Annotated in this window: 24 protein-coding genes; 9 read left to right on the forward strand and 15 right to left on the reverse strand. The window is 68.8% G+C overall.

Annotation, left to right across the window (positions count from 1 at the left end; all coding sequences use genetic code 11):
- Positions 1-4: 4 nt before the first annotated feature.
- The 3 genes from ACSC1W_RS10090 to ACSC1W_RS10100 all read right to left on the reverse strand — a co-directional run bounded on the left by ACSC1W_RS10090 (position 5) and on the right by ACSC1W_RS10100 (position 1,457).
- Positions 5-235 carry a hypothetical protein gene (locus tag ACSC1W_RS10090; RefSeq protein ID WP_435347172.1) on the reverse strand — a complete coding sequence of 77 codons (231 nt, stop codon included), beginning with the start codon at positions 233-235 and terminating at the stop codon, positions 5-7.
- Between the two features lie 107 nt (positions 236-342).
- Positions 343-648 carry a chorismate mutase gene (locus ACSC1W_RS10095; protein ID WP_435347173.1) on the reverse strand — a complete coding sequence of 102 codons (306 nt, stop codon included), beginning with the start codon at positions 646-648 and terminating at the stop codon, positions 343-345.
- Positions 606-1,457: a shikimate kinase gene (locus ACSC1W_RS10100; protein ID WP_435347175.1), complete on the reverse strand. Its 852-nt coding sequence runs from the start codon at positions 1,455-1,457 to the stop codon at positions 606-608. Before ACSC1W_RS10100 ends, ACSC1W_RS10095 begins: the two co-directional genes overlap by 43 nt.
- Positions 1,458-1,580: 123 nt before the next feature.
- On the opposite strand from ACSC1W_RS10100, the gene ACSC1W_RS10105 reads away from it, so the two are divergent.
- Together ACSC1W_RS10105 and ACSC1W_RS10110 are read left to right on the forward strand one after the other, a co-directional pair.
- Positions 1,581-2,000 (forward strand): DUF5796 family protein, encoded by a 420-nt coding sequence (locus ACSC1W_RS10105; protein ID WP_435347177.1) that lies wholly within the window; start codon positions 1,581-1,583, stop codon positions 1,998-2,000.
- A gap of 2 nt (positions 2,001-2,002) precedes the next feature.
- Positions 2,003-2,245, forward strand: coding sequence for a DUF7508 domain-containing protein (locus ACSC1W_RS10110; protein ID WP_435347178.1), 243 nt, complete (start codon positions 2,003-2,005; stop codon positions 2,243-2,245).
- A 6-nt stretch (positions 2,246-2,251) separates the two neighbouring features.
- Here ACSC1W_RS10110 and ACSC1W_RS10115 read toward each other — a convergent pair whose 3' ends face one another.
- Positions 2,252-2,386 carry a DUF7128 family protein gene (locus ACSC1W_RS10115; RefSeq protein ID WP_435347180.1) on the reverse strand — a complete coding sequence of 45 codons (135 nt, stop codon included), beginning with the start codon at positions 2,384-2,386 and terminating at the stop codon, positions 2,252-2,254.
- A 106-nt stretch (positions 2,387-2,492) separates the two neighbouring features.
- On the opposite strand from ACSC1W_RS10115, the gene ACSC1W_RS10120 reads away from it, so the two are divergent.
- Positions 2,493-4,658, forward strand: coding sequence for an AAA family ATPase (locus ACSC1W_RS10120; protein WP_435347181.1), 2,166 nt, complete (start codon positions 2,493-2,495; stop codon positions 4,656-4,658).
- Positions 4,659-4,667: 9 nt separating this feature from the next.
- Here ACSC1W_RS10120 and ACSC1W_RS10125 read toward each other — a convergent pair whose 3' ends face one another.
- From ACSC1W_RS10125 to ACSC1W_RS10140, 4 genes are all read right to left on the reverse strand, one after another.
- Positions 4,668-4,934, reverse strand: coding sequence for a lipoyl domain-containing protein (locus ACSC1W_RS10125; RefSeq protein ID WP_435347183.1), 267 nt, complete (start codon positions 4,932-4,934; stop codon positions 4,668-4,670).
- Positions 4,931-5,956 carry an alpha-ketoacid dehydrogenase subunit beta gene (locus ACSC1W_RS10130; protein ID WP_435347185.1) on the reverse strand — a complete coding sequence of 342 codons (1,026 nt, stop codon included), beginning with the start codon at positions 5,954-5,956 and terminating at the stop codon, positions 4,931-4,933. The genes ACSC1W_RS10125 and ACSC1W_RS10130 overlap by 4 nt, the downstream gene beginning before the upstream one ends.
- On the reverse strand, positions 5,956-6,957 hold the full coding sequence (locus ACSC1W_RS10135; protein ID WP_435347677.1) for a thiamine pyrophosphate-dependent dehydrogenase E1 component subunit alpha: 1,002 nt from the start codon (positions 6,955-6,957) through the stop codon (positions 5,956-5,958). The genes ACSC1W_RS10130 and ACSC1W_RS10135 overlap by 1 nt, the downstream gene beginning before the upstream one ends.
- Positions 6,958-7,047: 90 nt before the next feature.
- Positions 7,048-8,100 (reverse strand): hypothetical protein, encoded by a 1,053-nt coding sequence (locus ACSC1W_RS10140; RefSeq protein ID WP_435347187.1) that lies wholly within the window; start codon positions 8,098-8,100, stop codon positions 7,048-7,050.
- Positions 8,101-8,197: 97 nt separating this feature from the next.
- On the opposite strand from ACSC1W_RS10140, the gene ACSC1W_RS10145 reads away from it, so the two are divergent.
- Together ACSC1W_RS10145 and ACSC1W_RS10150 are read left to right on the forward strand one after the other, a co-directional pair.
- On the forward strand, positions 8,198-8,482 hold the full coding sequence (locus ACSC1W_RS10145; protein WP_435347189.1) for a hypothetical protein: 285 nt from the start codon (positions 8,198-8,200) through the stop codon (positions 8,480-8,482).
- A 169-nt stretch (positions 8,483-8,651) separates the two neighbouring features.
- Positions 8,652-9,902, forward strand: a complete 1,251-nt coding sequence (locus ACSC1W_RS10150) for an RNA-guided endonuclease InsQ/TnpB family protein (RefSeq protein WP_435347191.1) — start codon at positions 8,652-8,654, stop codon at positions 9,900-9,902.
- A gap of 75 nt (positions 9,903-9,977) precedes the next feature.
- On the opposite strand, the gene ACSC1W_RS10155 is transcribed toward ACSC1W_RS10150, so the two are convergent.
- The 3 genes from ACSC1W_RS10155 to ACSC1W_RS10165 form a co-directional block, all read right to left on the reverse strand.
- The gene (locus tag ACSC1W_RS10155) at positions 9,978-10,583 is read right to left on the reverse strand and encodes a protein sorting system archaetidylserine decarboxylase (RefSeq protein ID WP_435347193.1); all 606 of its coding nucleotides are present in this window, start codon (positions 10,581-10,583) and stop codon (positions 9,978-9,980) included.
- 99 nt (positions 10,584-10,682) lie between these two features.
- On the reverse strand, positions 10,683-10,976 hold the full coding sequence (locus ACSC1W_RS10160; protein WP_435347195.1) for a hypothetical protein: 294 nt from the start codon (positions 10,974-10,976) through the stop codon (positions 10,683-10,685).
- Between the two features lie 52 nt (positions 10,977-11,028).
- Positions 11,029-13,851 (reverse strand): DEAD/DEAH box helicase, encoded by a 2,823-nt coding sequence (locus tag ACSC1W_RS10165; protein ID WP_435347197.1) that lies wholly within the window; start codon positions 13,849-13,851, stop codon positions 11,029-11,031.
- 112 nt (positions 13,852-13,963) lie between these two features.
- Between ACSC1W_RS10165 and ACSC1W_RS10170 the strand changes: the two genes are divergently transcribed.
- Positions 13,964-15,331 (forward strand): hypothetical protein, encoded by a 1,368-nt coding sequence (locus tag ACSC1W_RS10170; protein WP_435347199.1) that lies wholly within the window; start codon positions 13,964-13,966, stop codon positions 15,329-15,331.
- Between the two features lie 24 nt (positions 15,332-15,355).
- Here ACSC1W_RS10170 and ACSC1W_RS10175 read toward each other — a convergent pair whose 3' ends face one another.
- The 3 genes from ACSC1W_RS10175 to ACSC1W_RS10185 are packed head-to-tail and all read right to left on the reverse strand — an operon-like array spanning position 15,356 to position 18,999.
- Complete coding sequence (locus tag ACSC1W_RS10175) at positions 15,356-16,093, reverse strand: metallophosphoesterase (protein WP_435347201.1); 738 nt, start codon at positions 16,091-16,093, stop codon at positions 15,356-15,358.
- A 4-nt stretch (positions 16,094-16,097) separates the two neighbouring features.
- On the reverse strand, positions 16,098-17,663 hold the full coding sequence (locus ACSC1W_RS10180; RefSeq protein WP_435347203.1) for an RPA family protein: 1,566 nt from the start codon (positions 17,661-17,663) through the stop codon (positions 16,098-16,100).
- Positions 17,664-17,718: 55 nt separating this feature from the next.
- Positions 17,719-18,999 carry a Single-stranded DNA binding protein gene (locus ACSC1W_RS10185; protein WP_435347205.1) on the reverse strand — a complete coding sequence of 427 codons (1,281 nt, stop codon included), beginning with the start codon at positions 18,997-18,999 and terminating at the stop codon, positions 17,719-17,721.
- Positions 19,000-19,122: 123 nt separating this feature from the next.
- Between ACSC1W_RS10185 and pyrB the strand changes: the two genes are divergently transcribed.
- The 3 genes from pyrB to ACSC1W_RS10200 all read left to right on the forward strand — a co-directional run bounded on the left by pyrB (position 19,123) and on the right by ACSC1W_RS10200 (position 21,614).
- A complete protein-coding gene (gene pyrB / locus ACSC1W_RS10190; RefSeq protein ID WP_435347678.1) occupies positions 19,123-20,037 on the forward strand; it encodes an aspartate carbamoyltransferase in 915 nt (304 codons plus the stop codon).
- The gene (pyrI, locus tag ACSC1W_RS10195) at positions 20,034-20,501 is read left to right on the forward strand and encodes an aspartate carbamoyltransferase regulatory subunit (protein WP_435347207.1); all 468 of its coding nucleotides are present in this window, start codon (positions 20,034-20,036) and stop codon (positions 20,499-20,501) included. The genes pyrB and pyrI overlap by 4 nt, the downstream gene beginning before the upstream one ends.
- Before the next feature lie 234 nt (positions 20,502-20,735).
- A complete protein-coding gene (locus ACSC1W_RS10200; RefSeq protein ID WP_435347209.1) occupies positions 20,736-21,614 on the forward strand; it encodes a hypothetical protein in 879 nt (292 codons plus the stop codon).
- Positions 21,615-21,639: 25 nt separating this feature from the next.
- On the opposite strand, the gene ACSC1W_RS10205 is transcribed toward ACSC1W_RS10200, so the two are convergent.
- Positions 21,640-22,104, reverse strand: a complete 465-nt coding sequence (locus tag ACSC1W_RS10205; protein ID WP_435347210.1) for a GNAT family N-acetyltransferase — start codon at positions 22,102-22,104, stop codon at positions 21,640-21,642.
- Positions 22,105-22,246 lie beyond the last annotated feature (142 nt).

Consider the following 22,246-nt stretch of genomic DNA (forward strand, 5'->3'; position numbering starts at 1 on the left):
GAGATTACTCCGAGTCTTCTTCGACGCGTTGGCGTGCGCTCTCGTTGATTTTGTCAGCGATCTCCGCAACGTCGCTCTCGGTGAGGTCGCTCTTGGACGTCAGCTCGTTCATCACGTCGAGCGTCTCGATCTTCTCTTGGATAGCCTGGCGGGTGACCTCGCTCCAGTTAATCTCTGGGTGCTCCTCCATTCGCTCTTTGAGGTCGTCGTCGACGTTGACCGTGATCGTGGGCATACAGGGAACTTTGTGTACACAGAATACTGTGTCTTTCGGTGAACCCGTTTCGTGTATCGTTCCTGGGATGCTTCTGGAGGACGTCGAACCCGTGAAATCAGATTACCTCAGCGGGACTCTCGCTGCTCAACTTTGTTCAACTCGATGAGCAACCGGAAGATGGCCTTCACGAGGTTCGAGTCCACGTCGAAGCGTTCGGCATTCTCGCCTGCACGGTCCATGACCGCCCGTTCCTGTCCCTCGTCGACCGTCGGCAGGTCCTGTTCGGCCTTCACCTGCGCGATGGTGTCGGCGACGTACGTCCGTCGCGCGATGAGTTCGACCATCTCGCGGTCGATGTCGGCTATCTCGTCGCGGAGTTCCGCGAGGGTCATGTCGTCCGGGTCCCGTCCGTTCGTGTCGTCGTGTGCCATGTGGTTCCGTCTCGGTCGTTCCAGTGTTCGGCGAGCGATTCCAGTGCGTCCGTCGTCCCGACGGCCACGTAACTCGGGCCGGTCCCCGAGAGCGAGATACCGTCGACGTCGGGCATCCCCTCCAGCAACGGGTCGGTCGGGTAGCCGAGTGCGCTACAGAACGCGAAGCCGTTGACCGTCATCGCCTCGCCGTAGCGCCCGTCGAGCGCGAGGTCGGTGACGAGGTCCGCGAGTGGGGCGACCCGTCGACAGCGCTCGACGTCGGCGTCTGCGCTGAACGACCGTGCGTCGGGCCACCAGACCAGCACGTTCCAGTCGACCGGTTCGTGAGCGAGCAACTCGTCCCGGTCGTTGTCCGTCACGGTGACGCCGCCGAGCATGCTCGCACTCGCGTCGTCGAACGCGCCGGTCACGGTGACGCCGGCGTCGCGGGCCGCCTTCACGCCGATACGGCAGGCCGAGAGCGGGTCGGGGTCGACGCCCAGGGCGTCCGCCGTCGCGAGCACCGTCGCGTTGGCCGCCGCGCTCGAACTCTTGAGGCCGGCCGCCATCGGCACCTCGCTCTCGGTGCGGACCGTCGCACCCTCGCCGTCGCCCCACTCGACGACCGCGAGTTCGGCACAGCGCTCGACGAGGGCGGTGTCAGCGTCCGGTGCGTCGGCGACTTCGCCACGGTACTCGCCGCTCCCGTCGAGGTCGACCGTGGCCGTCGTCTCCAGGTCGATGGCGAAGGCGGCGCCGCGACCGGTTGCGAGCGCGTTCAGCACCGTTCCGGCGGCGGGTGCGACCGCGCGACCGTGACCGTCCATGCTCGCCCGGAGGTCGGACGGAGACTTGGGGGTTGTGGTGCGTTCAGTACCTGCCGTCAGTTCCGACTCGTGTGACGACCGGGTATCGCGTCGCTTTTCCACGCCGGCGACCAACCGCCACGCATGAGCCACCGGAGCGACGTCGCCCCGAGTACGCTGGGCGTCGAGTTGCAGGAGGGCGGTGTGGTCGTCGAGTACGTCGACGGCCGGGAGGTGTTCTACAACGGCGTGCCCGAGAAGCGAGACGGGACCGTGCGGTGTCCACCGGGCAAGCACGCACAGGTGCTGGTCACGGACCCGACGGAGACGGAGGGCGTGATGATGTACGTCAACGACCGCAACACGCACGACGACATCCTCGAATCGACGGGCGTCGGTCGGGTCTTCCTCGACCCCGGCCAGTCGGAGGAGCTGTTCCCGGGCGTGACGGCACGCGCCGAGGGCCACTCGGTCGTCGTCGAGGCGGACCCCGAGACCGCCCGGGGTCGCGTGTTCGTCTTCGCCGAGGACGAGATGAGCGAGCACTCCTACGAGGTCGTCTGAGAGTGCCCCTGCGAACGCGGTGGAAGCCGTTCGAACGCGCGACGCTCGGCGAGGTGCCGGACCGCCTCGGCGTGTACGAACTCGGCGACGAGGACGGAACCGTCGTCGAGGTGGGCCACGGCGTCCTCCGCGACGAGCTGAAGTCCGCCCTCTCGTACCGCGACGCCAGCAAGGTCCGCTGGACGACCGTACAGACCCGCGAGCAGGCCGCCGAACTCGCCGAGGAGCACCGCGGCCGACTCTAGGTCCCGCTACTGGATGTACGACGGCTCTTCGCCGTCGCAGTCCGATTCGTGCATCCGGGCGTCGGTCCGGTCGTCGAACAACAGCCCGCACGCCTCGCACTGGTACCACGTGGCGTCGTCGCGTTCTGTCGTTGCTACCATACCACACACAACGTCGGCGAGCACCATTGCGTTTTCCCGGGATGACGGCGCGTTGTCACGGTCCCGGAGGACAATTCTCAAGAGCGTCCGATGAAAACTAGCGACCATGAGTTCCGAGGGACGGAACGAGTTGCTGTTGACGGTGCGCGCCGCCGAGAAGCGCGACGCCGGCCGCGGCGTCGCCCGGGTCCCCGAATCCGCCCGCAAGGCGCTCGGGGTGTTGAGCGGCGACACCGTCTTCGTCGAGGGGTCGGGGCGGACCGTCGTGAAGGTCTGGCCCGCCGACGGCGACGTCCCCGACGGCGTCATCCAGATCGACGCCGACGCGCGGGCCAACGCTGGCACCAGCGTCGGCGACACGGTCAGGGTCTACGCGGAGGACGTCGAGGACGCGGCCACGATCCGGCTCCAGCCGCCGAGTTCGCTCGAGAGCGTCCCCGCCGGCATCATACAGCGCGCCATCACCCGCGACCTGGAGGGCCACCCCGTCAGCGTGGGCGAGCGCATCCGACTCGAACGCATCTCCGGCGAACCGTTCCGAATCGTCGAGACGACGCCCGACTCGCCGGTTCGCATCACCTCCAGCACCGAGATATCGGTCGACAGCGGGCGGGCCCGCGGCCCGACGCCGCGGCCATCCGGGACCGACACCGGTGCGGCGTCGGGTGAGGCGTCGGGCGAACCCGGCGGCGTCACCTACGAGGACATCGGCGGCCTGGACGACGAACTGGAACTGGTCCGGGAGATGGTCGAACTCCCGCTGTCCGAACCTGACCTGTTCCGGAAACTCAACATCGACCCGCCCCGTGGCGTCCTGCTGTACGGCCCGCCAGGGACGGGGAAGACGCTCATCGCCAAGGCCGTCGCCAACGAGGTCGACGCCTCGTTCCACCACGTCTCCGGGCCGGAGATAATGTCGAAGTACAAGGGCGAGTCCGAGGAGAAGATACGCGAGACCTTCCAGGCGGCCCGCGACGAGGCGCCCTCCATCGTCTTCTTCGACGAGATAGACTCCATCGCCGGCAAGCGCGACGAGGACGCCGACGTCGAGAACCGCGTCGTCGCCCAGTTGCTCTCGCTGATGGATGGCCTCGAATCCCGCGGCGACGTGGTCGTCATCGGGGCGACCAACCGGGTCGACGCCATCGACCCGGCCCTGCGCCGCGGCGGGCGCTTCGACCGCGAGATCGAGATCGGCGTCCCCGGCGAGGCCGGCCGACGCGAGATACTCGACGTCCACACCAGGGGGATGCCACTGGCCGACGACGTGGACCTGGACCTCATCGCCCGTCGGACCCACGGATTCGTCGGCGCCGACCTCGACAGCGTCGTCAGCGAGGCGGCCATGATTGCCATCCGGAACCGCCCGACCGAAGAGACCGACCGTGCCGAGTGGAACCGGAACCCGGTCGTCTCCCGGTCGGACTTCGAGGGGGCGCTCGCGTCGGTCGAACCGTCGGCGATGCGCGAGTACGTCGCCGAGAAACCCAACGTCGACTTCTCGGACGTGGGCGGCCTGGAGGAGGCGAAACAGACGCTCCGCGAGGCAATCGAGTGGCCGCTGGCGTACGGACCGCTGTTCGAGGCGGCCAGGACCACGCCGCCCTCCGGCGTGTTGCTCCACGGCCCGCCCGGGACCGGGAAGACGTTGCTGGCGCGTGCGCTGGCCGGCGAGTCGGGCGTGAACTTCATCCGCGTCGACGGCCCCGAGTTGCTCGACCGGTACGTCGGCGAGTCCGAGAAGGCGGTCCGGAAGGTGTTCGAGCGTGCGAGACAGTCGGCACCCTCCATCCTCTTCCTCGACGAGGTCGACGCCGTCGCCGGCCAGCGCGGGACCGACACCCACGAGGTGACCGAGCGCGTCGTCTCGCAGTTGCTCACCGAACTCGACAGTCTCGCGGAGAACCCCAACCTCGTCGTCCTCGCGGCGACCAACCGCCGGAACTACGTCGACGACGCGCTCTTGCGACCGGGGCGACTCGACACGCACATCCTCGTGCCCGAACCGGACGAGGCCGGACGTCGCAAGATACTCGAGGTGAAGGTCGACGGCAAACCGCTGGGCGACGGCGTCGACCTCGACGAACTCGCGGCCGCGACGGAGGGACTGACCGGGGCGGACATCGACGCCCTCGTCCGCGACGCCTCGATGCGGGCCATCCGCGAACTCGCCGAAGGTATCCCACCGGAGGAGGCCAACGAACGCACCGCCGACCTCGTCATCCGGAAGGAGCACTTCGAGGCGGCGCTGGACCGACTCGAACGGGAGTGAGGCCCGCGCCTAGGACGGCTGGATCCACGCCAGCGTGTCCTCGCGGTGTATCTCGTCGTCCTCCTGCGCGACGATCTCGACGAGTTCGCCCGACGCCGGCGCGTCGACGTCGAAGCTCACCTTCTCTATCTGGCACTCGCAGAGGCTCTCGCCCGCCTCGACCCGCTTGCCGACCCGGGCGAACCAGTTGACCACCACGCCCTCGGCGTCCGCCTCGGCGTCGTCCGGCCAGGTCGCCTCGGGCGTCACCGCCACGCGGCCGTTCGCCCCACTCATCGTTCGAGGGTGCGTCGAACCGCCGCTTCGACGTCGTCCGTCCCGGGGATGACCGCCCGTTCGAGGGGCCGCGAGTACGGAATCGGCACGTCCGGGACCGCGACGCGCTCGACGGCCTCGAGGTCGGCCAGCGCCTCGTCGGCGACCCTGGCGACCACCTCACCCGTGACGCCGAACGAGCGGTAGTCCTCGTCGACGACGACGAGGCGCCCCGTCTTCCCCACCGACTCCACGATGGTCTCGGTGTCGAGGGGGACGAGCGTCCGCAGGTCCACGACCTCGGCGTCGATTCCGTCGTCGGCCAGCGACTCGGCGGCCTCCAGCGCACGGTGGACGTGGAGTCCGAGCGTGACGACGGTCACGTCCGAGCCCTCCCGTTTCACGTCGGCGCTCCCGAACGGGATGGTGTAGTCCTCCTCCGGGACCGGCGTCTTCGGCCCGTCGGGCGCGGGCATCCAGCCGATGCCCATCAGGCGCTTGTGGAACATGTAGACCACCGGGTCGTCGTCGCGGATGGCGTTGTGCATCAGCCCCTTCGCGTCGTATGCCGTCGACGGGACGACCACCTTCATCCCGGGTACGTGTGCGAAGGTACCGTACAGGGTCTGTGAGTGCTGGGCGGCGTCGTTGTAGGTGCCGCCGACGGCGGTGGTCAGCACCATCGGGACCGAGACGTTCCCGCCGCTCATGTACGTGTTCTTCGCCATCTGGTTGTAGATCTGGTCCATCGCGACGCCGAAGAAGTCGACGAACATCAGTTCGGCGATGGGCCGCATCCCCTGCTGGGCCGCGCCGACGGCGGCACCGAGGTACGCCGTCTCGCTGATGGGCACGTCCATGATGCGGTCGTAGCCGAACTCCTCGCGCAGGCCCGTCGTGCTGTCGAAGATGCCGCCGTAGTCGGCGACGTCCTCGCCCATGTAGAACACCTCGTCGTCCTCGCGCATCTCGTGGGCGATGGCCTCGACCATGGCCCTGCTCATCGTCAGGTCGCGCTCGACCTGTTCGCCTTCGGCGGCCATCAGTCGTCACCTCCTGCGGCCTCGGCGTCGGTAACGCCGGACGGCGGGTTCACGAACACGTCCTCCTGTGCGGCGGCCGGGTCCGGTTCCGGTTGCTCCTTCGCCCACTCGATGGCGTCTTCGACGCGGTCCCGGGCGTCCTCGCGCACGTCGTCCAGGTCGCCGTCCTCGACGCCGTGGGCGTGCAGGTCCGCTGCGAGTCGCTCGATTGAATCGCGCTCGGTCGCCGCCTCCTGGTCGGCCTCCGGCCGATAGCTCTGTGGGTCGCCCATGAAGTGACCCATCCGCCGGTGGACCTGCACCTCGAGGAGCGTCGGGCCGTTCTGGTCGCGGGCACGGCCGATGGCCTCCTTCGCGGCGTCGTACACCGCCACGGCGTCGTCGGTGTCCACCCTGACACCCGGCATGTCGAACCCGTCGGCGCGCTGGGAGCCGTCCTCCACGTCGGTCACGCGCTCCTTGGGCATGCTGATGGCCCAGTCGTTGTCCTCGACCACGAACACGACCGGCAGGTCGTGGACGCTGGCGAAGTTGAGCGATTCGAGGAACGCCCCCTGTTCGATGGCACCCTCGCCGAGGTACGAGACGGCGACGCTGTCCGAGTTCCGCTTCTTCGCCGCGAGTGCGGCCCCGACCGCCGGCGGGCAGCCCTCGGCGATGATGCCGCTGCAGGCGAAGTTCACGTCCGGGTCGAACAGGTGCATGTGGCCGCCCTTCCCCTTCCCGAGGCCGGTCTCGCGCCCGAAGATCTCCGCCGTCATCCGCTTCAGGTCGACCCCCTTGGCGATGGCGACGTGGTGCGGTCGGTGCGTCGCCGTCACCGCGTCGTCGTCCCGGAGGTGCTGACAGACCCCGGCGGCGGCCGCCTCGTGCCCGGCGGCGAGGTGCAACTCGCCCGGTATCGGCCCGGCCGAGATGTCGAACGCCGGCTGTTTCCCCTCCAGATACTCCTCCTGCAGTCGCTCCTCGTAGTATCTGGCGGTTACCATGTCCGCGAACATTTCCTGTAGCTCGGTAACAGACACCATGGCGGTGCTCCCCGTCCCGGAGCCCTTGTTATGTACTTGCTACCACGCGTCGAGGGACCGTACTCACCAGTACACGTCGGTCGCGTAGTGCCGGTCGTTGTACGCCTCCAGTCCGCGACCCATGACGCCCCGGAGTCGCAGGTCGTCGTACAGCGTCGAGTGGGTGTAGTCGACGAACGTCATCGGGACGACGAGGTCGCCGTCCTCGCGGAGGACGCTCCCGATGGCGGTGTAGGCGTGCTTGTGCCGGCGGTCGTGGACGTACCCGGCGAACACCGGCGTCGTCTGGGCGAACGCGGGTGCAGCGTGCAACGCCTCGATGGACCGGTAGACGAACTCGTAGCAGAACAGGCCGCTGTTCTCGCCGGCCTCCAGCGCCTCGAAGGAGGTGGGCGACTCGAAGTACTGGCGCAGGTCCACGCTGCCGAGCAACACGTTGTCCTCGACCGACCCGGCCGCGTACCGGGGGATGTCGTAGTTGGAGTAGTCCCGGAAGGCACCGACGAGGCCGTCGACGACGGCCTCCGGGTCGGTGGGGTCGGCCGTCGAGAACCGCTGGACCGTGACCGGTTCGATCCGGTCGTAGTGGTTCTCCCGCAGGCGGGCGACCGCCGACGGGCGGGCGTTCCCCGACCGCACGCGCTCGAAGAACGGTTCGTACGTCGAGAACTCGAACCGGACGCCCTCGACGTCGGCGGCGTTGGCCGTGACCATCGGTGCGAGGGCTTCGTCGTCGACGACGAGGGGTTCGAACAGGTCGACGCCGAGTCGGTCGTCGATGGCTGCGGCGTCGGCCCGCGTCGTCCCGGGGAGGACCACCCGTTCGTCGACGCCGTCGCCCGTCAGGTGGGCGACGCCGCTCTCGATCCGGAGGTCGTACTCGCCGACGCTGGTGCCGGTCGGTCGGGGTCGCAGGCGCTCGCCGACGACCGGTGCGAGGTCCATGTCGACGAGGTTCGTCCCCTCGACGATGCCGTAGCCGAGCAGGACGTTGTCGACGGCCTTCGCCGCGCCGATGCCCCCGAGTCCGCCGATGGCACCGAGCGCTCGCCGGCGGGTTATCGCCTCGCCGGCGTCGGGCAGGTCGACGCCGTCTCCCACGTCCTTCCAGTTCACGGGCGAACGCACGCGACCTCGGGGCCTAAAAGTTGCGTCACGCCCCGGCGGTTCGGTCGGCGTCAACGCTTTCCCCTTGGTCCCTGCAGTTGGGGCCGTGTCGGATACCGAACCGAAATCGGTCGTCCTCGAGGTCGTCGGACTGGCGGCGTTGCTCGTCTCGTTCGCGGTCGCCGTCGCCATCGGCTACGCGAGTTTCACGAACGTCCTCCTCGGCCTGCCGGCGGTCGCAGTCCGGAGCGTCGCCACCGTCGACGAGCCGTCGTTCCCCCTGGTCCTCGGGAGCGGCCTGCTCGGCGCCCTCGTCGCGGTCGCCGCGATGCTCTGCTGGCTGTACGTCGCGTCGGCGGCCTACGCCCGGCTCGAAGGGCTCTTCCGGTGACCCCGGCTTCAGCGTAATTCAAGGTGGAGCCTCCGGCCTCAAGGAGCGACCGAAGCGTAGCGAAGGGCGCGAGTAGGCCGGAGAGGAAACCGACACGGTGCGACACAACCGGCATACTACGACCGGTCGACTCCCGAATAAATAAGTACCGTTGGGATTCCTCTGAAGTATGGGCGTGAGTCGAACCGCCGTCGTGAAACTCGCCGTTTCCGACGAGCAACGCGACGCACTCCGCCGAACCGCCGAGCAATACCTGTACTGCGCGAACCGCACCGCTGACTACTGTTGGTCCGACACCTCCTACACCGAGTGCAAGACCAACAAGCGGCAGGTTCGTGACGCACTCTACGCCGAACTTCGAGAGGAGACAGACCTCCAGGCACAACTCGTCCAAGCCGCCATCCGGCGAGCTGTCGAAGCCGTCAAAGGCGTTGTCGAACGATGGAAGAAGGGACGGCGCGTCTCTTGCCCGACGTTCACCGCCGAGACGATGGACTACGACACGCGGAGCGCGACCTTCTACCGCAACGAGGTGTCGCTGGCAACTGTCGAGGGCCGGGTCGAACCGTCGTTCGTTCTCCCGGCAGACAGCCCGACACCCTACGAGCGGTACGTACTCTCCGAAGATTACGAGTTCCGTGAGAGTACGCTTCGGTACGACGCGGTAACCGACGAGTTCTACCTCCACATCTCGACTCGGCGGGTTGACGGCGACGACCCCGAGGTTTCGGTAGATACCGGGCACCCCGACCAAACGGTCCTCGGTATCGACCTCGGCGTCACCAGTCTCGCCGTCGCCTCAACAGGGCGCTTCTGGCAGGGAGACGACTACGACCACTGGTGCCGCGAGTTCGAAAAGCGACGTAGTGAGATGCAACAGCGCGGCACCCAGGCCGCCCACAACGCCCTGCTTCGCCTCGGCAAACGCGAAGACGCGTGGCGCAAACAGTACATCCACACGATTGCGAACGAACTCGTCGCGGAAGCCGTCGAGCACGATTGTGACGTGATTGCGTTCGAGGACTTGACCGACATCCGCGAGCGGCTTCCACACGCAACGTGGCACCACGTCTGGGCGTTCCGACGCCTCATCGAGTACGTCGAGTACAAAGCGCCCGAGCAGGGCGTCTCCGTGGAGCAGGTCGAGCCGAACCACACGTCCCAGCGCTGTTCTCGGACGGACTGTGGGTTCACGCACGAGGACAACCGTCACGGGGAACACTTCGAGTGCCAGAAGTGCGGGTACGAGGTGAACGCGGATTACAACGGCGCGAAGAACATCGGGCTCCGGTACGCCCGGAAGCGAACACACAGACTCCGGTCCTCGCCCACGTCGGGGAGCGGAGACGCAGAAGTAGACCTGCGTATAACTGGTGGGACGGTGAACGGTGAGAGTCACCGGCCGATTGCCGGAGACTGATCGCCGGGAGTCCACATCAAAGCCCCACCCTCGAGGACCGAGGCGCGTAGCGCCGAGGGAGTAGGGTGGGGTAGTTTACGACTGGTCGACCAGCACGCTCTCGCCGGCTCTGACGGTGTCGCCCTTCGAGACGAGCAGGTCGTCCATCTCGACGCCGGGCGGGAACAGCACGTCGGCCCGACTCCCGAACGCGATGTGCCCGAGTCGCTCCCCCCGGGCGAGTTCGTCGCCGGCCTCGACCCACGGGTGGATGCGCCGTGCGAACGCGCCGGCGATGAGCGTCACCTCCGTCTCGCCGTCGGCCGCGTCGAGTCTGACGTGGACGCGCTCGTTCCGGTCGGAGTCCTTCGTGAACGCCGGCCTGTGCGCGCCGGGCGTGTGCTCCACCTCGCGGACGGTCCCGTCGACCGGTGCGCGGTTGACGTGGACGTCGGTGACGTTCATGAACACGCCGACGCGGAGTCGGTCGCCCTCCTCGCGGACGACCGAGACGCGCCCGTCGGCGGGCGAGACGACGCCCGAGGCGGGTGGCGACCGTGGCGGGTCGCGGAAGAAGTGAAGGATGCCGGCGGCGAGGACGACGAAGGCCAGTCCGGCGAGCGGCGTTCCCACCACGGCGGCGACCGGACTCGCCGCGAGCGCGACTCCTGCGTAGCGAAGACCGTCGGAGACGAATCGCATCGTACGACACGGCGCGGCGAGGGGATTTGTGCGTTTCGGGAGCGGGTCGCAGTCATCGCCGTCACCGTCGGGCGATCGGCCGGTCGTGCGGTCGAGTGGTCAGACGCCGTGTTTCGAGACGACGACGGTGACCGTCTCGTCGTCCCGGCCCATCGGCTGGACCGTCCAACCCTGCTCCTCGACGACCGTCCTGACCTCGTCGGGGACGAGGTTCAGGTCGCCGCCGTCGTAGGTCCGTGGGAGCAGTTTTCGCCACCCGACCCGTGGCTCGCGGCGGTACTCCTCGGGGACGGCGACCGACCCGCTTGCGCTGTCGAAGCCGTCGTCGCGGGTGATGGAGTCGAATCCTCGCTCGTGGAGGGCGTCGAGCACGCGGTCCAGTTCGCTGCTCATGCGACGAGATGGACCGGGTGGGCCCTTACCGCTATCGGTGGCGGCGCCGGCGTCACCAGAAGCTCTGGGTCCGGGCGTACTCGCGTTCCTGTGCGAGCAGGTCGCGGTAGAAGGCCGCCTCGTCCTCCCTGAGTTTGTTGATGACGCGGGCGGCGTTCGTCGGGCCGACGCCCCGGGCCGCAAGCGCGACGACCGCCTGCTTGCCGTGGCTCTGGACGAGTCCGGCGGCCTGGTGTGCCCGACGGGTCCGTCGGTCCTGTTCCTCGTCCTTCTCGGTCGCCCGGACCGCCGCGACGGTCTCCTCGTCCCAGGGGTTCAGCGCCGCGATCCGCGTCGACCCGCACTTCGGACACTCTGGCTGGTCGCGCACCCGCCTGACCTTCGTCTTCTGCTTCCAGTCGGTGCAGTGGACGCAGAACTGGATGACCCGGTCGTTCCGGATGCGCTCTTTCACCGTCTCGATGACGCTCGCGTCGGCGTTCTCGGGCGAGAGCAGTTCCTTTCCGGCCGAGCGACCGTCGAGTCCGATGGGCGTCCGGTCGCCGTGGACGACCACCTCGCAGTCGCCCGACTGGATGGCCTCGAGGACGGCCGCGGCGGCGTCGACGGCCAGGTCCTCGTGGAACACCTCGCGGACCGCCTCCTCGTAGATGGGCGTGTCACGCAACGCGGCGAGCAACCTGTCGCCGGAGATGCCGCCGCCCTCCCAGCGCTTGAGCGCGCCGAACTTCGCGGCGACCTGGGTGAGGCGGAACTTCAGCGCGTCGGAGTTCTTCAGCGAGAGTTCGATGATGGCCTCGACGTGGTCGGGGTCGGTCGTCCGCAGCACCTCGCGGACCTCCCCGAGCGAGACGCCGGAGGGGACCTCGAGTTCGATCCGGTACGGGTCCGTGTCCAGGCCGACGGTCGACCCGGCGCGCTGGCCGAGGAGCGAGGAGAGCAGTCGACCGAGCGTCGCGTTCACCGTGTGGCCGTAGGGTGCGTTGACGACGAACGTGGTCCCTCGCCCCTCGACGACGATGCGGTCCCCGGTCGGCATCGGTGCGCCCGCGTCGACCTGGTCCTCGAACTGCGAGAGCGCCGAGACGACGGTGTCCTCGTCGGCCGGGTAGCGCGTGGCGAACTCGCGGGCGACGGCGGTCCGGGGCGCACCGCGCTCGAACTGCGGTTCGGCGACGCCGCGCAGGTCGCCCACCTCGCGGGCGACCGCCTCCGGGACCGGAATCTCCTGGCCGACCCACGAGGGTACCTCGCCGGCCGGGTCCGAGACCGGCGAGACCTTCACGGTCGAGTCCTCGTCGTCCACGTCGACGATGCGCCACATCTCGCCGCGCTGGACGAACACCTCGCCCGGCTGGGCGAAGTTGACGACGAAGCGCTCGTCCAGCGTGCCGACCTGCTGGCCGCTGGCCATGTCCGCGACCTCGTACGTCTCCTCGTCCGGTATCATCGAGAGGTTCGCGTAGACGTACTGCCAGGTGCCGCCGGTCGTCTCGATGGCGTCTGCGTCATCGTCGTACCAGAGGACGCGGTTCCCCCGGAGTTCGTCGACAACCGACCGGAGTTGTGCCTCGGTGAGGTCGCGGAACGGGTACGCCCGGGTCAGCAGGTCGTGGACGGCGGCGACCGAGATGGAGTCGGCGTCCATCGCGATGCCCGGCAACTGGTTGGCGACCACGTCGAGGCTCCCCTCGTGGATGGCCGTCGGTTCGACCGCCCCTTCCCTGGCACGACGCGCGATGGCCATGGCCTCGAAGGTGTCGTCGGCCCGGGTGGTGACGATGGTGCCCGAGGACACCTCGTCGCGGCGGTGCCCCGCCCGCCCGACGCGCTGGAGCAGTCGGGCGACCTCCCGGGGACTCTGGTACTGGACGACGTGGTCGATGCGCCCCACGTCGATGCCGAGTTCCATCGACGAGGTACACAGCAGGGCGTCGAGGTCGCCGGCCTTGAACTGGTCCTCGACCTCGATTCGGGCCGCCTTCGAGAGCGACCCGTGGTGGACGCCGATGTCGTCGCCGAGTTCCTTGAACCGCGACCCGAGCGCCTCGGCCGTCTGGCGCGTGTTGACGAAGACGAGCGTCGACTCGTGCTCGTCGACGATGTCGCGGATGGCCCGGACGTGACTGGCGACCGTCGCGTCGGTCACGAGTTCGCTCGCCAGGCGTTCGTCGTCGTCGCGGACCTCGGGTTCGACGACCGAGACGTCGAGGTCGCTCCCAACGTCGACCTGTCGAATCGCACACCCGCGACCACCGGTGAGGAACGCGCCGACCTCCTCCGGGTCGCCGACGGTCGCCGAGAGGCCGACGCGCTGGAACGGCCCGGCGAGTTCACGCAGGCGCTCCATCGCGACGGTCAACTGCGCGCCCCGCTTCGAGGCGGCGAGTTCGTGGACCTCGTCGACGACGACGTGCTCGACATCCTCCAGGCCCGTCCGGAGTTTCGACCCGGTGAGCATCGCCTGGAGCGTCTCGGGCGTCGTCACCAGCACGTCGGGCGGGTCGTTGGCCTGCTTCGAGCGCTGGTAGTCGGTCGTGTCGCCGTGGCGGACGTCGACCGAGAGGTCGAGTTCCTCGCCCCACCACTCCAGTCGCTCGCGCATGTCCCGGTTCAGCGCCCGCAACGGGGTGACGTAGAGCGCGCCGAAGCCGAACCGCTCCTCGCGGTTCTCGACGAGCGCGTCGAACACCGGGAGCATCGCCGTCTCCGTCTTCCCCGTTCCAGTCGGGGCGACGACGAGCGTGTGCTGGCCGGCCGCGATCGGCGGCACGGCTCGTCCCTGTGTCCGCGTCGGCGTCTGGAACCCCCGGTCCGACAGCGCCGCCCGGACCTCGTCGCCGAGGACGGTGAAGGCGGCCGCTCCCTCTGTCATCGACCGGAGTAACGGCGCGAGCAGAATAAGTCGCTCGGGACTTCGTTTCAACGCATGATGTTGTAATATTGATAAAAGCGACTATCTCCCCGTGCCGTGGTGGTAGAGTCGAATGCGTGTACCCGGCGGGTGGTACGGGGGGTACACCCTCGACGCCGAGCTGGACGGTGTCGTCGTCAGGAAGGGGCTCGACCTGGAGACGCTCCCGTTACCTGCGGTCAAGTTCGCCATCGAGTCGACCCGCGACGCGCCGGTCGGCGTCCGGCTGACCGAACGACTCCCCGACCCCGTGCGACTCGACCACGTCGCCGTCCACGCCGACCACGGCGGGCAGCACTGGACCGCGTTCACCGACGGTCGCCTCGTCTACACCGGTTCCGTCCCGCCCGGCGAGACAGTGGTGACGCTGTTCATGATATGGCTGGAGGAACCCGACCACGTCTATCGATTCTTCGGGCGTCCCCACCTGCGGGTCACCTCGAACCCGAACGCACCATCGCTCCGGCCCGTCGGCGTCGAGACGGACGTCCGCTCCGTCGACGGCCGGTTCAGTTCCGACGAGTCCTTCGCCCGGATTCGCGCCGCGGTCGAGCGGTCGCTGTCGACGCCAGCGGACCCGAGAGCGACGGCCGGAGACGCGACCGGACCCGACGCGCCGGGGCAGGGTGCCGCGCCGCCCGGTGACGACGCGACCACGGCAGGGTCCCGGACCGGAGACGCCACGGTGACGACGACGACAGCAGTCGAGGACTGGTCCCACCCGGTCGTCCGGGGCGGGGCCTGTGAACTCGGCCCGCCAGACGACGCGGTGCTGGAGGAACTGGTCGACGGACCGACCGCCCCCGGTTCCTACCTCGTCCGCGTCGAGACGCGGGATGCGTACAGGGGCGGCGGCGCGGTCGTCGTCGCACAGGAACTCGCCAACGCCTTCGACCTCGGCGGCCGACGGGTCACGGACACCGGCGACTCCGAACTCGTCGAGGCCGTCGTCGTGACGGACCACCCACCCGAACGCGTCGTGCTGGCGCTGACCGACCGGCGACAGGTCGTCGACGTGTTCGTCTCCCCACTCACCGCGGAACCCGCCGAACCGGACTCCCAGGACGAGGTGGTCGCCACGTTCGAGGAACTCGCCGCCGAGTTCGACCCCGTCGACGCCGACGAACTGGAGGCGGAACTGGAGGAGACCGACTTCCCCGGCCCGGACGGCGACGACGTCACCATCGCGGAACTCGTCGACGACGACATGGACGTGGCCGAGATAGCCGAGAACGCGGACGACGACGAACTCCGCACGCTCCAGGACGAGATCGGCCGACTCGCCGACCACATCGTCGAACTGGAGGCCGAACTCGCGATGCTCGAGGGTCCGTCCGACAACGCCTTCGACGAGGCCACCGACGCGGCAGACGTCGTGGCCCCGGGCGCGGCGTCGGGAGGCAAGGGAACCGCCGACGCCGAGGCGTCTGACGAGACCTGAGACTCCGCCTCGACCCCGACGCGGTCACACCTCGGTGTACTCGCCGAGTCGCGTCCCGTCCAGCAGGTACGCCTGCGCCGTCGGCAACGCGGCCGGTAGAAAGGGCGCGAGGAAGTTCTGGTCGGTGTTGACCCAGGTCCCACCGCAGAGTTCGTTGAACGCCGGGAACACGACCAGTTCGGGTGCTCGCCAGTCGAGGTCCGGCGTCCGTTCCGCGAACGGTCCCCGTTCGAGGGGTCCCCGCAACCAGACGCGCTCGACCCGGCTCCCACCCACCTCGTCGACGAGTCTGACGCACGGGTGTTCGTGGCCGACACAGACGACGCTCGCCTCCAGCACCGAGCGTCCGGGCCACGTGTGACCGTGAACGAACCCGACCTCGCCGAGGCGGACGCCGTCGCCCGGCGTCACCGTCGCGTCGACCCACGATTCGATGTCGCCGTCGTGGTTCCCCTTGACCACGGTCGTCGGTCGGTCGACCGCCTCAAGCAGGACCTCTATCTCGCCGCGTTCGGCCCCGCCTGGGCCACCGATGGAGTGCATGAAGTCGCCGAGGACGACGAACCGGTCGGGGTCGGTCGCCTCGACGAGGTCGACGACGCGCTCGCGACGCTCCGTGGCACGGCTCTCGACGTGGACGCCGCGTTCGTACCGGAACGCGTCCTCGATGCCGGCGTGGACGTCGGCGACGACCAGCGCGCGTTCCTCGCCGGTGTCGACGACGGCGGCCGGCCGGTCTGGCACCGGTTCGACGCCGACCATCGACTCAGATTGCCTTCAGTTTGCCGTCGTCGGGCTCGTAGCACTGCCCGCCGATGAGCGCGTCCTGGATGGCGTCCTCGACGTCGGCCTCGGACGCGCCGGTCTCGTCGGCCACTCGGTCGACCAGTTCGTCGCGGTCCGCGCCGTCGCCGCCGTCCAGTTCCGCCATCACGGTCAGGAGGTGCTCGTCGAGGTCGACGGCCGCGTCGGCTGCTGCCTCCTCGGCCGCCTCGGCCGCTGCTGCCTCTTCGGTTTCGGTTTCGGGTTCGTCTGCTGTTGCTTCGTCGGATTCGGGTTCGGGTTCGTCTGCTGTTGCCTCGTCGGATTCGGGTTCCGGCGACTCGATGTCGGCCTCGCCCGGGTCGTCGACCTCGGTCCCGCTGGTGAACTCGGCGCCGAACTCCGCCTCCAGTTCCTCCCGCTCCTCGTCGTCCATCTCGTACATCCCGCCGCCGACCTCCTTGGGCGTTGCCTCTGCATCGGCCGCCTCGGTTTCGGCCGTCTCGGTTTCGGCCGTCTCGGTTTCGGCCGCCTCGGTTTCGGCCGTCTTGGTCTCGGACGTCTCGGTCTCGGACGCCTCGCCGCCGAGGTCGCCGGGTTCGAAGTCGCCGACGCCGACGGTCTCGCTGCCCGTCTCGTCCTCGTCGCCGGCAGTTTCCGACTCGGCAGTTTCGTCGTCCGACGACGCCGCTGCCTCGTCTGTCGTCGCGTCCGCCTCTGGGGCGGCCGGTTCCTCGGCCCCGGCACCGGTTTCTGCTTCGACGCCGGCCTCGGCCTCGGCCGCTTCCTCGGGTCCGGAACCTGCCGTCTCCCCGCCGGGGACCGCCGAGGCGCCGAACGCGGCGCGCTCCCGGTCGGCGAGGTCGGCCCACGTCGCGCTGCCGTCGCCCTCGTCGGCCGGGCCGACCGAGAGCGCCGGGACCTCGTCGCGGTCGCCCGCGACCACGCGGACCGCATCGAGGGCGGTCTCGCGGAGCGCCGAGAGGTAGCCGGGCGTCGTGGCGTAGTGGTCCATCGCCCGGGGGACGCCGTCGGCGAGTCCCGGGGCGACGCCCTTCGATTCGAGCGCGACCCTGAGGTCGTCGCCCCGTTCGTCCAGGCCGGCGGCGACGGCGTAGGTCGCGACCCGTTCGAGCGTCTGCTCGGCGGCGTCGACCACCCAGCGGTCGCGGGTGTCGGCGTCCACCTCGCTGATGCTCTCGGGGCGGACCGAGGTGTAGACGCGGTCGGAGTCGTCCGGCGTGAACGTCCGGGCCTTCCCGGTCACCGCGACGAACGTCGGCGGGTCCAGCCGTTCGAGCGCCGCCAGTTCGTCGGGCTGGTACTGCCCGGCGTAGACGACGAACCCGCCGGTCGGGTCGACGACACGTGCCCGGAGCACGTCGTCGTTGACCTGCTCCACCTCGGTGAGGACGCCGACGACGAACAGTCGGTTCACGCGTGCGCCCGTCGGCGTAATCACGTAGTTCGGGGCTCGCTCCTCGTCTGCCTCCTGGTGGGAGAGCGTCGCGTCGTCGAACTCGGTGGCGAACAACCGGTAGGCGACCTCGCGTCGCTGGACGTCGCTCATGCGTCCACCTCCGGACCGGCGGTCCGCCGTCCACGCATTCGCACGCGACGCTGGCTCATGCGTCCACCTCCGAGAGGAACGCAACGGCACGGTCGGTCGGGTCGTCGTCTGTGCGCTCGAAGCTGGTGGCGTCGCAGTTCGCCCCGTAGTCGTCGACCGAGAAGTGCCCGCGGACGCGGTACTCGAAGCCGACGATGCGGTCGCGTATCGTGTCGGCGACGACCTCCTTGTCCATGGCGTCGCGGGCCTGTTCCTTCGCGTCATCCAGCGTCCCGTCGTACACCTGCTCGGTCAACTCGCGGTCGAGGACGACGGTCACCGTGGCGGTGCCGTCGTCGAGGATAGCCTTCACGCGCAGGTCGTCGACGCCGTCGACGTCGCCGTGTGAGCGACACTGGCCGTTCTGGACGATGCGGTTGCACTCCGGACAGCGCTCGATGAGGCCGGAGCCGTCGCGGACCGCGAGGACGCTCCCGACGAGTTCGACGTCGTAGATGCCGCCGGAGGCGATGGCCTCGGCGACGCTCACCTCGTCGGCCGCGGACCCGACCTCCACCTCGCGGTCGAGGCGTTCGACGGTCGAGAACTCCGAGACGTTCACCTCGGGGACGCCGCGGTACTCGCGGACGTAGGCGTTCTCGATGCGGACGGAGTCGCCGTCCTCGATGGCCTCGTGGGGGACCCACGCGGTGAACGGCAGTCGGCCGGACTCGTCGCCGAACACGCCGCTCAGGATGTCCGTCTCGCCGTCGCGGCCGTCGATGGTCCGTCGTTCGACCTCGTCGACCGCCACCTCGACGGCCACGCCGCGGTCGCCGGAGGTGAGTTCGCGCAGGGTCGCCTCGCCGCCGACCTCGTAGGGGACGTCCAGGTCCTCCTCGAGGAACGAGAGCGACGTGCTCTCGCCGAGGTTGAGTTCGGGGTGTCCGTCCCACTCGCGGACGTTCGCGTTTCCGATCTGGACCGTGTCGCCGGGCGAGAGGCCGAAGTCGGTCCAGGCGGTGTAGGATATCGTCCCCGTCGTGTCGGCGAGTTCGCCCTCGAAGATGGTCCGCTGTTCGCCCTGCGTCTGGATGGAGCGCTTGCCCACGGTGAGGACGCGGGCGGTGATGGCGACGCTGCTGTCGTCGGTCGCCACGTCGGCGATGTCGCGCTTCGAGGGGGCGGACCCCCCACCGCCGCCGCCGTCGCCATCGCCGTACTTCCGGCGTAGGCTCTGGACGGCCTCGTCCATCGGAACGCTGTACGACACCAGGTTCTCGAGGTCGGATTTGACCTCCTGTTTGTCGACGCCGAGGTCGGAGGCGAGCTCCTCGGCGCGGTCGTCGAGACTCATGTGGGCGCGTTCGGCACGACCGTATAAAAGGATTCGTGGGCCCGTGAGCACCGCGCGCCCCGGAACGCGGGGGTCGGTCCGAGATGGTTGGATTGAAGGCTACACGGCGACCCTATGGAACCGATGCGTCACGACCACCTGCTGACGGCGAAACAACTCTCGCGCGAGGACATCGAGACGGTGTTGGACCGCGCTGCCGAGGTGGACGCGAACCCGGCGTCGTTCGGCGAGCGACACGCGGGGCGTCTCCTCGGCCTCTGCTTCTACGAGCCGAGCACGCGGACGAAGATGAGCTTCGAGGCCTCGATGAAACGACTGGGGGGCGACGTGGTCGACATGGGGTCCGTCGAGTCGTCGTCGGTCAAGAAGGGTGAGTCGCTCGCAGACACCATCCGCGTCGTCTCGGGCTACGCCGACGCGCTCGTCCTGCGGCACCCGCTGATGGGCGCGGCGAAGATGGCCAGCGAGTTCGTCGACGTTCCGCTGGTGAACGCGGGCGACGGGGCGGGCCACCACCCGACCCAGACGTTGCTCGACCTCTACACCATCCGCGAGAACGCCGGACTGGACGACCTGACCATCGGCATCATGGGCGACCTGAAGTACGGCCGGACGGTCCACTCGCTGGCGAACGCGCTGACGAACTTCGACGTGCGCCAGCACTTCGTCTCGCCGGAGTCGCTGAAGCTCCCCCGGTCGGTCCGGTACGACCTGCACGAGGCGGGCGCGACGGTCCGGGAGCACACCGAACTGGACGACGTGTTGCCGGAACTGGACGTGCTCTACGTCACGCGCATCCAGCGCGAGCGCTTCCCCGACGAGAACGAGTACCAGCGCGTCGCCGGCGAGTACCAGATAGACGAGGCGACGCTCGCCGCGGCCCGCGACGACCTGACCGTCCTGCACCCGCTCCCCCGGGTCGACGAGATCGCACCCGAGGTGGACGAGACCGACCACGCGAAGTACTTCGAACAGGCCCACAACGGCGTCCCGGTGCGGATGGCGCTGCTCGACCTGCTCCTGGAGGGTGACGCATGACCGATACCGAGAAACAACTCCGCGTCTCGAAGATACAGAACGGAACCGTCATCGACCACGTCCGCGGCGGACAGGCGCTCAACGTCCTCGCCATCCTCGGCATCGACGGTACCGGCGGCGAGCAGGTGTCCGTCGGGATGAACGTCCCATCGGACGAACTCGCGACGAAGGACATCGTGAAGGTCGAGGGCCGCGAACTGAGCCAGGACGAGGTGGACGTGCTCTCGCTCATCGCGCCCGACGCGACCATCAACATCGTCCGCGACTACGAGGTGGTCGAGAAGCACCGCGTCGAACGACCCGAGAGCGTCAGCGGCGTGCTCTCGTGTCCGAACCACGACTGCATCACGAACGCCGACGAACCGGTCGAGACGCGCTTCGAGGTCCTGCGCGACGGCGCGCGGTGCGTCTACTGCGAGACCATCCTCCGCGAGGACATCGCCGACCACATCGCCGGCGAGTAGGGCCCGTTCCGTCCGTCGGGACGGACCACGCCAGCAGGATTAAATAATCAGCGACCGAATCTGCTCGTATGTCCGGAAAGGTCAAACTCCTGCTAGCCCTGGTCGTAGCGGTGGTCGTCTACAGGATGGTCAGCCGCGGCGGTGAATCCACCATCGAGGTCGACTACGACGTCGCGGAAGCCTGAACGCATCGTTCCGAACCATTTACGCGTCCGACGCCCCGTAGCCTGGGGTATGTACGGCGTCGTCACGCGCAACGAGGAGGAACTCGACTGGCCCGAGTTCGACCGGTCGTTCTACGAGGTCAAGGACGTGACCGGTCGGGCGGTCGAACCGGTCCCGTCGGCGGTGAACATGGTCTCGTGCTTCGGCGACACTGCCGCCGGCGAGGCGAAACCCGACCTCGTCCCCGTCAGCGACGAAGGTGAACCGGCGACGCGAGACCGGCCCTACTTCGACTGGGGCTACATCTGCCCGAGTCGGGACCGGTACAGGGCCGGCCTGCTGGAGACCATCTCGGACTGCGTCGCCGCGAACGGGGACGTCCGCCTCGACGACGTCGGCTTCCCCCGCGAGGAGTACTGTTACTGCGACCACTGCGAGGAGGGGTTCGCCGAGTGGCTGGCCGACCGCGAGGGCGGCGACCCGGCCGACTACGACCTGCGCGAGGCGAGCGACGAGGACCGGTTCGAGTGGCGGGCGAGCGTTATCACCGGGTTCGTGGCCGACGCCGCCGACCGCATCCCGGGTGACGTCTACCTCACGCTCTACCCCGACCCGTACCCGGGCCACCTCTACCGCCGTGCCGGTCTCGACCTCGACGCCCTCGCCGAGTACGTCGACGAGTTCGTCGTCCCGCTGTACGACATGGCGTACTCGACGACCTACTGGCTGGAGGTCATCGCCAGCGGGTTCCGCGACGCGCTCTCGAAGCCGTTCTCCGTCGAGTTGTACGCCGTCGACGTGGACGTCGACGCGCTCGGCCACGCGGCCGAGGTGGCCGACGAGTACGCCGAGGACGTCTACTTCGGCTACGACGCCAGTCAGGCGCGGGCGACCATCCGACGGATGAACGCCGACGCGCAGGACGGCAAGACCTTCGGCGACGTCTGACGGTAGGGGCGCCTGCTGCCGTCCGTCAGAGCGGTTTTCGCGGACTCACGAACGTCGGTTCGAAGCCGAGCGAGTCGTAGAAGCGTCGCGCTCCCTCGTTCTCGACGTGGACGGAGACACCGAGGTGGTCGCAGTCGTTCTCCCGGCCCCACTCCTCGAACCGGTCGAAGAGGGCCGTGGCGACGCCGTCGCGGCGGGCGGATTCGCGGACGTAGAGGCCGTCGCAGTAGGCGGTCGGGCCGCGGGCGTAGAGCGGTCCCGACTCCGAGCGAAAGCCGGTCACGTGCCCGAGGAGCGTCCCGTCGCGGACGGCGACGAAGATGACGCTGCCCTCCTCGTCGGTCCACAGCGTCGGGTCTGCGGCCGCCTCGTACGCGTCGTCGGCGAGTTCGTTGTACTCGTCGTCGTCGCCCGCCCCCTCGTAGGACGGCCAGAGCAGTTCGTCGGCGATTCGGTCGTGTTCGTCGGGTCGCGGTCGTCGTACGTTCATGGCTAGCGTATCGCTGTCGCTGGTCGGTTGCAGGCGGTGCGTCGTCGAGACGGGGATACTACGAACGGTCCGGCGCGGTGCCCGTCCGGGGCGTCAGAAGAGGGTCACGGTTCGACGTGGTCGGCGAACCCACAACAGCGTT

Origin of the sequence: Haloarchaeobius marinus (assembly GCF_051207415.1) — an archaeon.
In the GTDB taxonomy this organism is placed as follows: Archaea; Halobacteriota; Halobacteria; order Halobacteriales; family Natrialbaceae; genus Haloarchaeobius.

Coding starts and splice junctions, on each gene's coding strand:
- ACSC1W_RS10090 (WP_435347172.1), bottom strand. CDS start 235: ATGCCCACGATCACGGTCAACGTCGACGACGACCTCAAAGAGCGAATG.
- ACSC1W_RS10095 (WP_435347173.1), bottom strand. CDS start 648: ATGGCACACGACGACACGAACGGACGGGACCCGGACGACATGACCCTC.
- ACSC1W_RS10100 (WP_435347175.1), bottom strand. CDS start 1,457: ATGGACGGTCACGGTCGCGCGGTCGCACCCGCCGCCGGAACGGTGCTG.
- ACSC1W_RS10105 (WP_435347177.1), top strand. CDS start 1,581: ATGAGCCACCGGAGCGACGTCGCCCCGAGTACGCTGGGCGTCGAGTTG.
- ACSC1W_RS10115 (WP_435347180.1), bottom strand. CDS start 2,386: ATGGTAGCAACGACAGAACGCGACGACGCCACGTGGTACCAGTGCGAG.
- ACSC1W_RS10120 (WP_435347181.1), top strand. CDS start 2,493: ATGAGTTCCGAGGGACGGAACGAGTTGCTGTTGACGGTGCGCGCCGCC.
- ACSC1W_RS10125 (WP_435347183.1), bottom strand. CDS start 4,934: ATGAGTGGGGCGAACGGCCGCGTGGCGGTGACGCCCGAGGCGACCTGG.
- ACSC1W_RS10130 (WP_435347185.1), bottom strand. CDS start 5,956: ATGGCCGCCGAAGGCGAACAGGTCGAGCGCGACCTGACGATGAGCAGG.
- ACSC1W_RS10135 (WP_435347677.1), bottom strand. CDS start 6,957: ATGTTCGCGGACATGGTAACCGCCAGATACTACGAGGAGCGACTGCAG.
- ACSC1W_RS10150 (WP_435347191.1), top strand. CDS start 8,652: ATGGGCGTGAGTCGAACCGCCGTCGTGAAACTCGCCGTTTCCGACGAG.
- ACSC1W_RS10155 (WP_435347193.1), bottom strand. CDS start 10,583: ATGCGATTCGTCTCCGACGGTCTTCGCTACGCAGGAGTCGCGCTCGCG.
- ACSC1W_RS10160 (WP_435347195.1), bottom strand. CDS start 10,976: ATGAGCAGCGAACTGGACCGCGTGCTCGACGCCCTCCACGAGCGAGGA.
- ACSC1W_RS10165 (WP_435347197.1), bottom strand. CDS start 13,851: ATGACAGAGGGAGCGGCCGCCTTCACCGTCCTCGGCGACGAGGTCCGG.
- ACSC1W_RS10170 (WP_435347199.1), top strand. CDS start 13,964: ATGCGTGTACCCGGCGGGTGGTACGGGGGGTACACCCTCGACGCCGAG.
- ACSC1W_RS10175 (WP_435347201.1), bottom strand. CDS start 16,093: ATGGTCGGCGTCGAACCGGTGCCAGACCGGCCGGCCGCCGTCGTCGAC.
- ACSC1W_RS10180 (WP_435347203.1), bottom strand. CDS start 17,663: ATGAGCGACGTCCAGCGACGCGAGGTCGCCTACCGGTTGTTCGCCACC.
- ACSC1W_RS10185 (WP_435347205.1), bottom strand. CDS start 18,999: ATGAGTCTCGACGACCGCGCCGAGGAGCTCGCCTCCGACCTCGGCGTC.
- pyrB (WP_435347678.1), top strand. CDS start 19,123: ATGCGTCACGACCACCTGCTGACGGCGAAACAACTCTCGCGCGAGGAC.
- pyrI (WP_435347207.1), top strand. CDS start 20,034: ATGACCGATACCGAGAAACAACTCCGCGTCTCGAAGATACAGAACGGA.
- ACSC1W_RS10200 (WP_435347209.1), top strand. CDS start 20,736: ATGTACGGCGTCGTCACGCGCAACGAGGAGGAACTCGACTGGCCCGAG.
- ACSC1W_RS10205 (WP_435347210.1), bottom strand. CDS start 22,104: ATGAACGTACGACGACCGCGACCCGACGAACACGACCGAATCGCCGAC.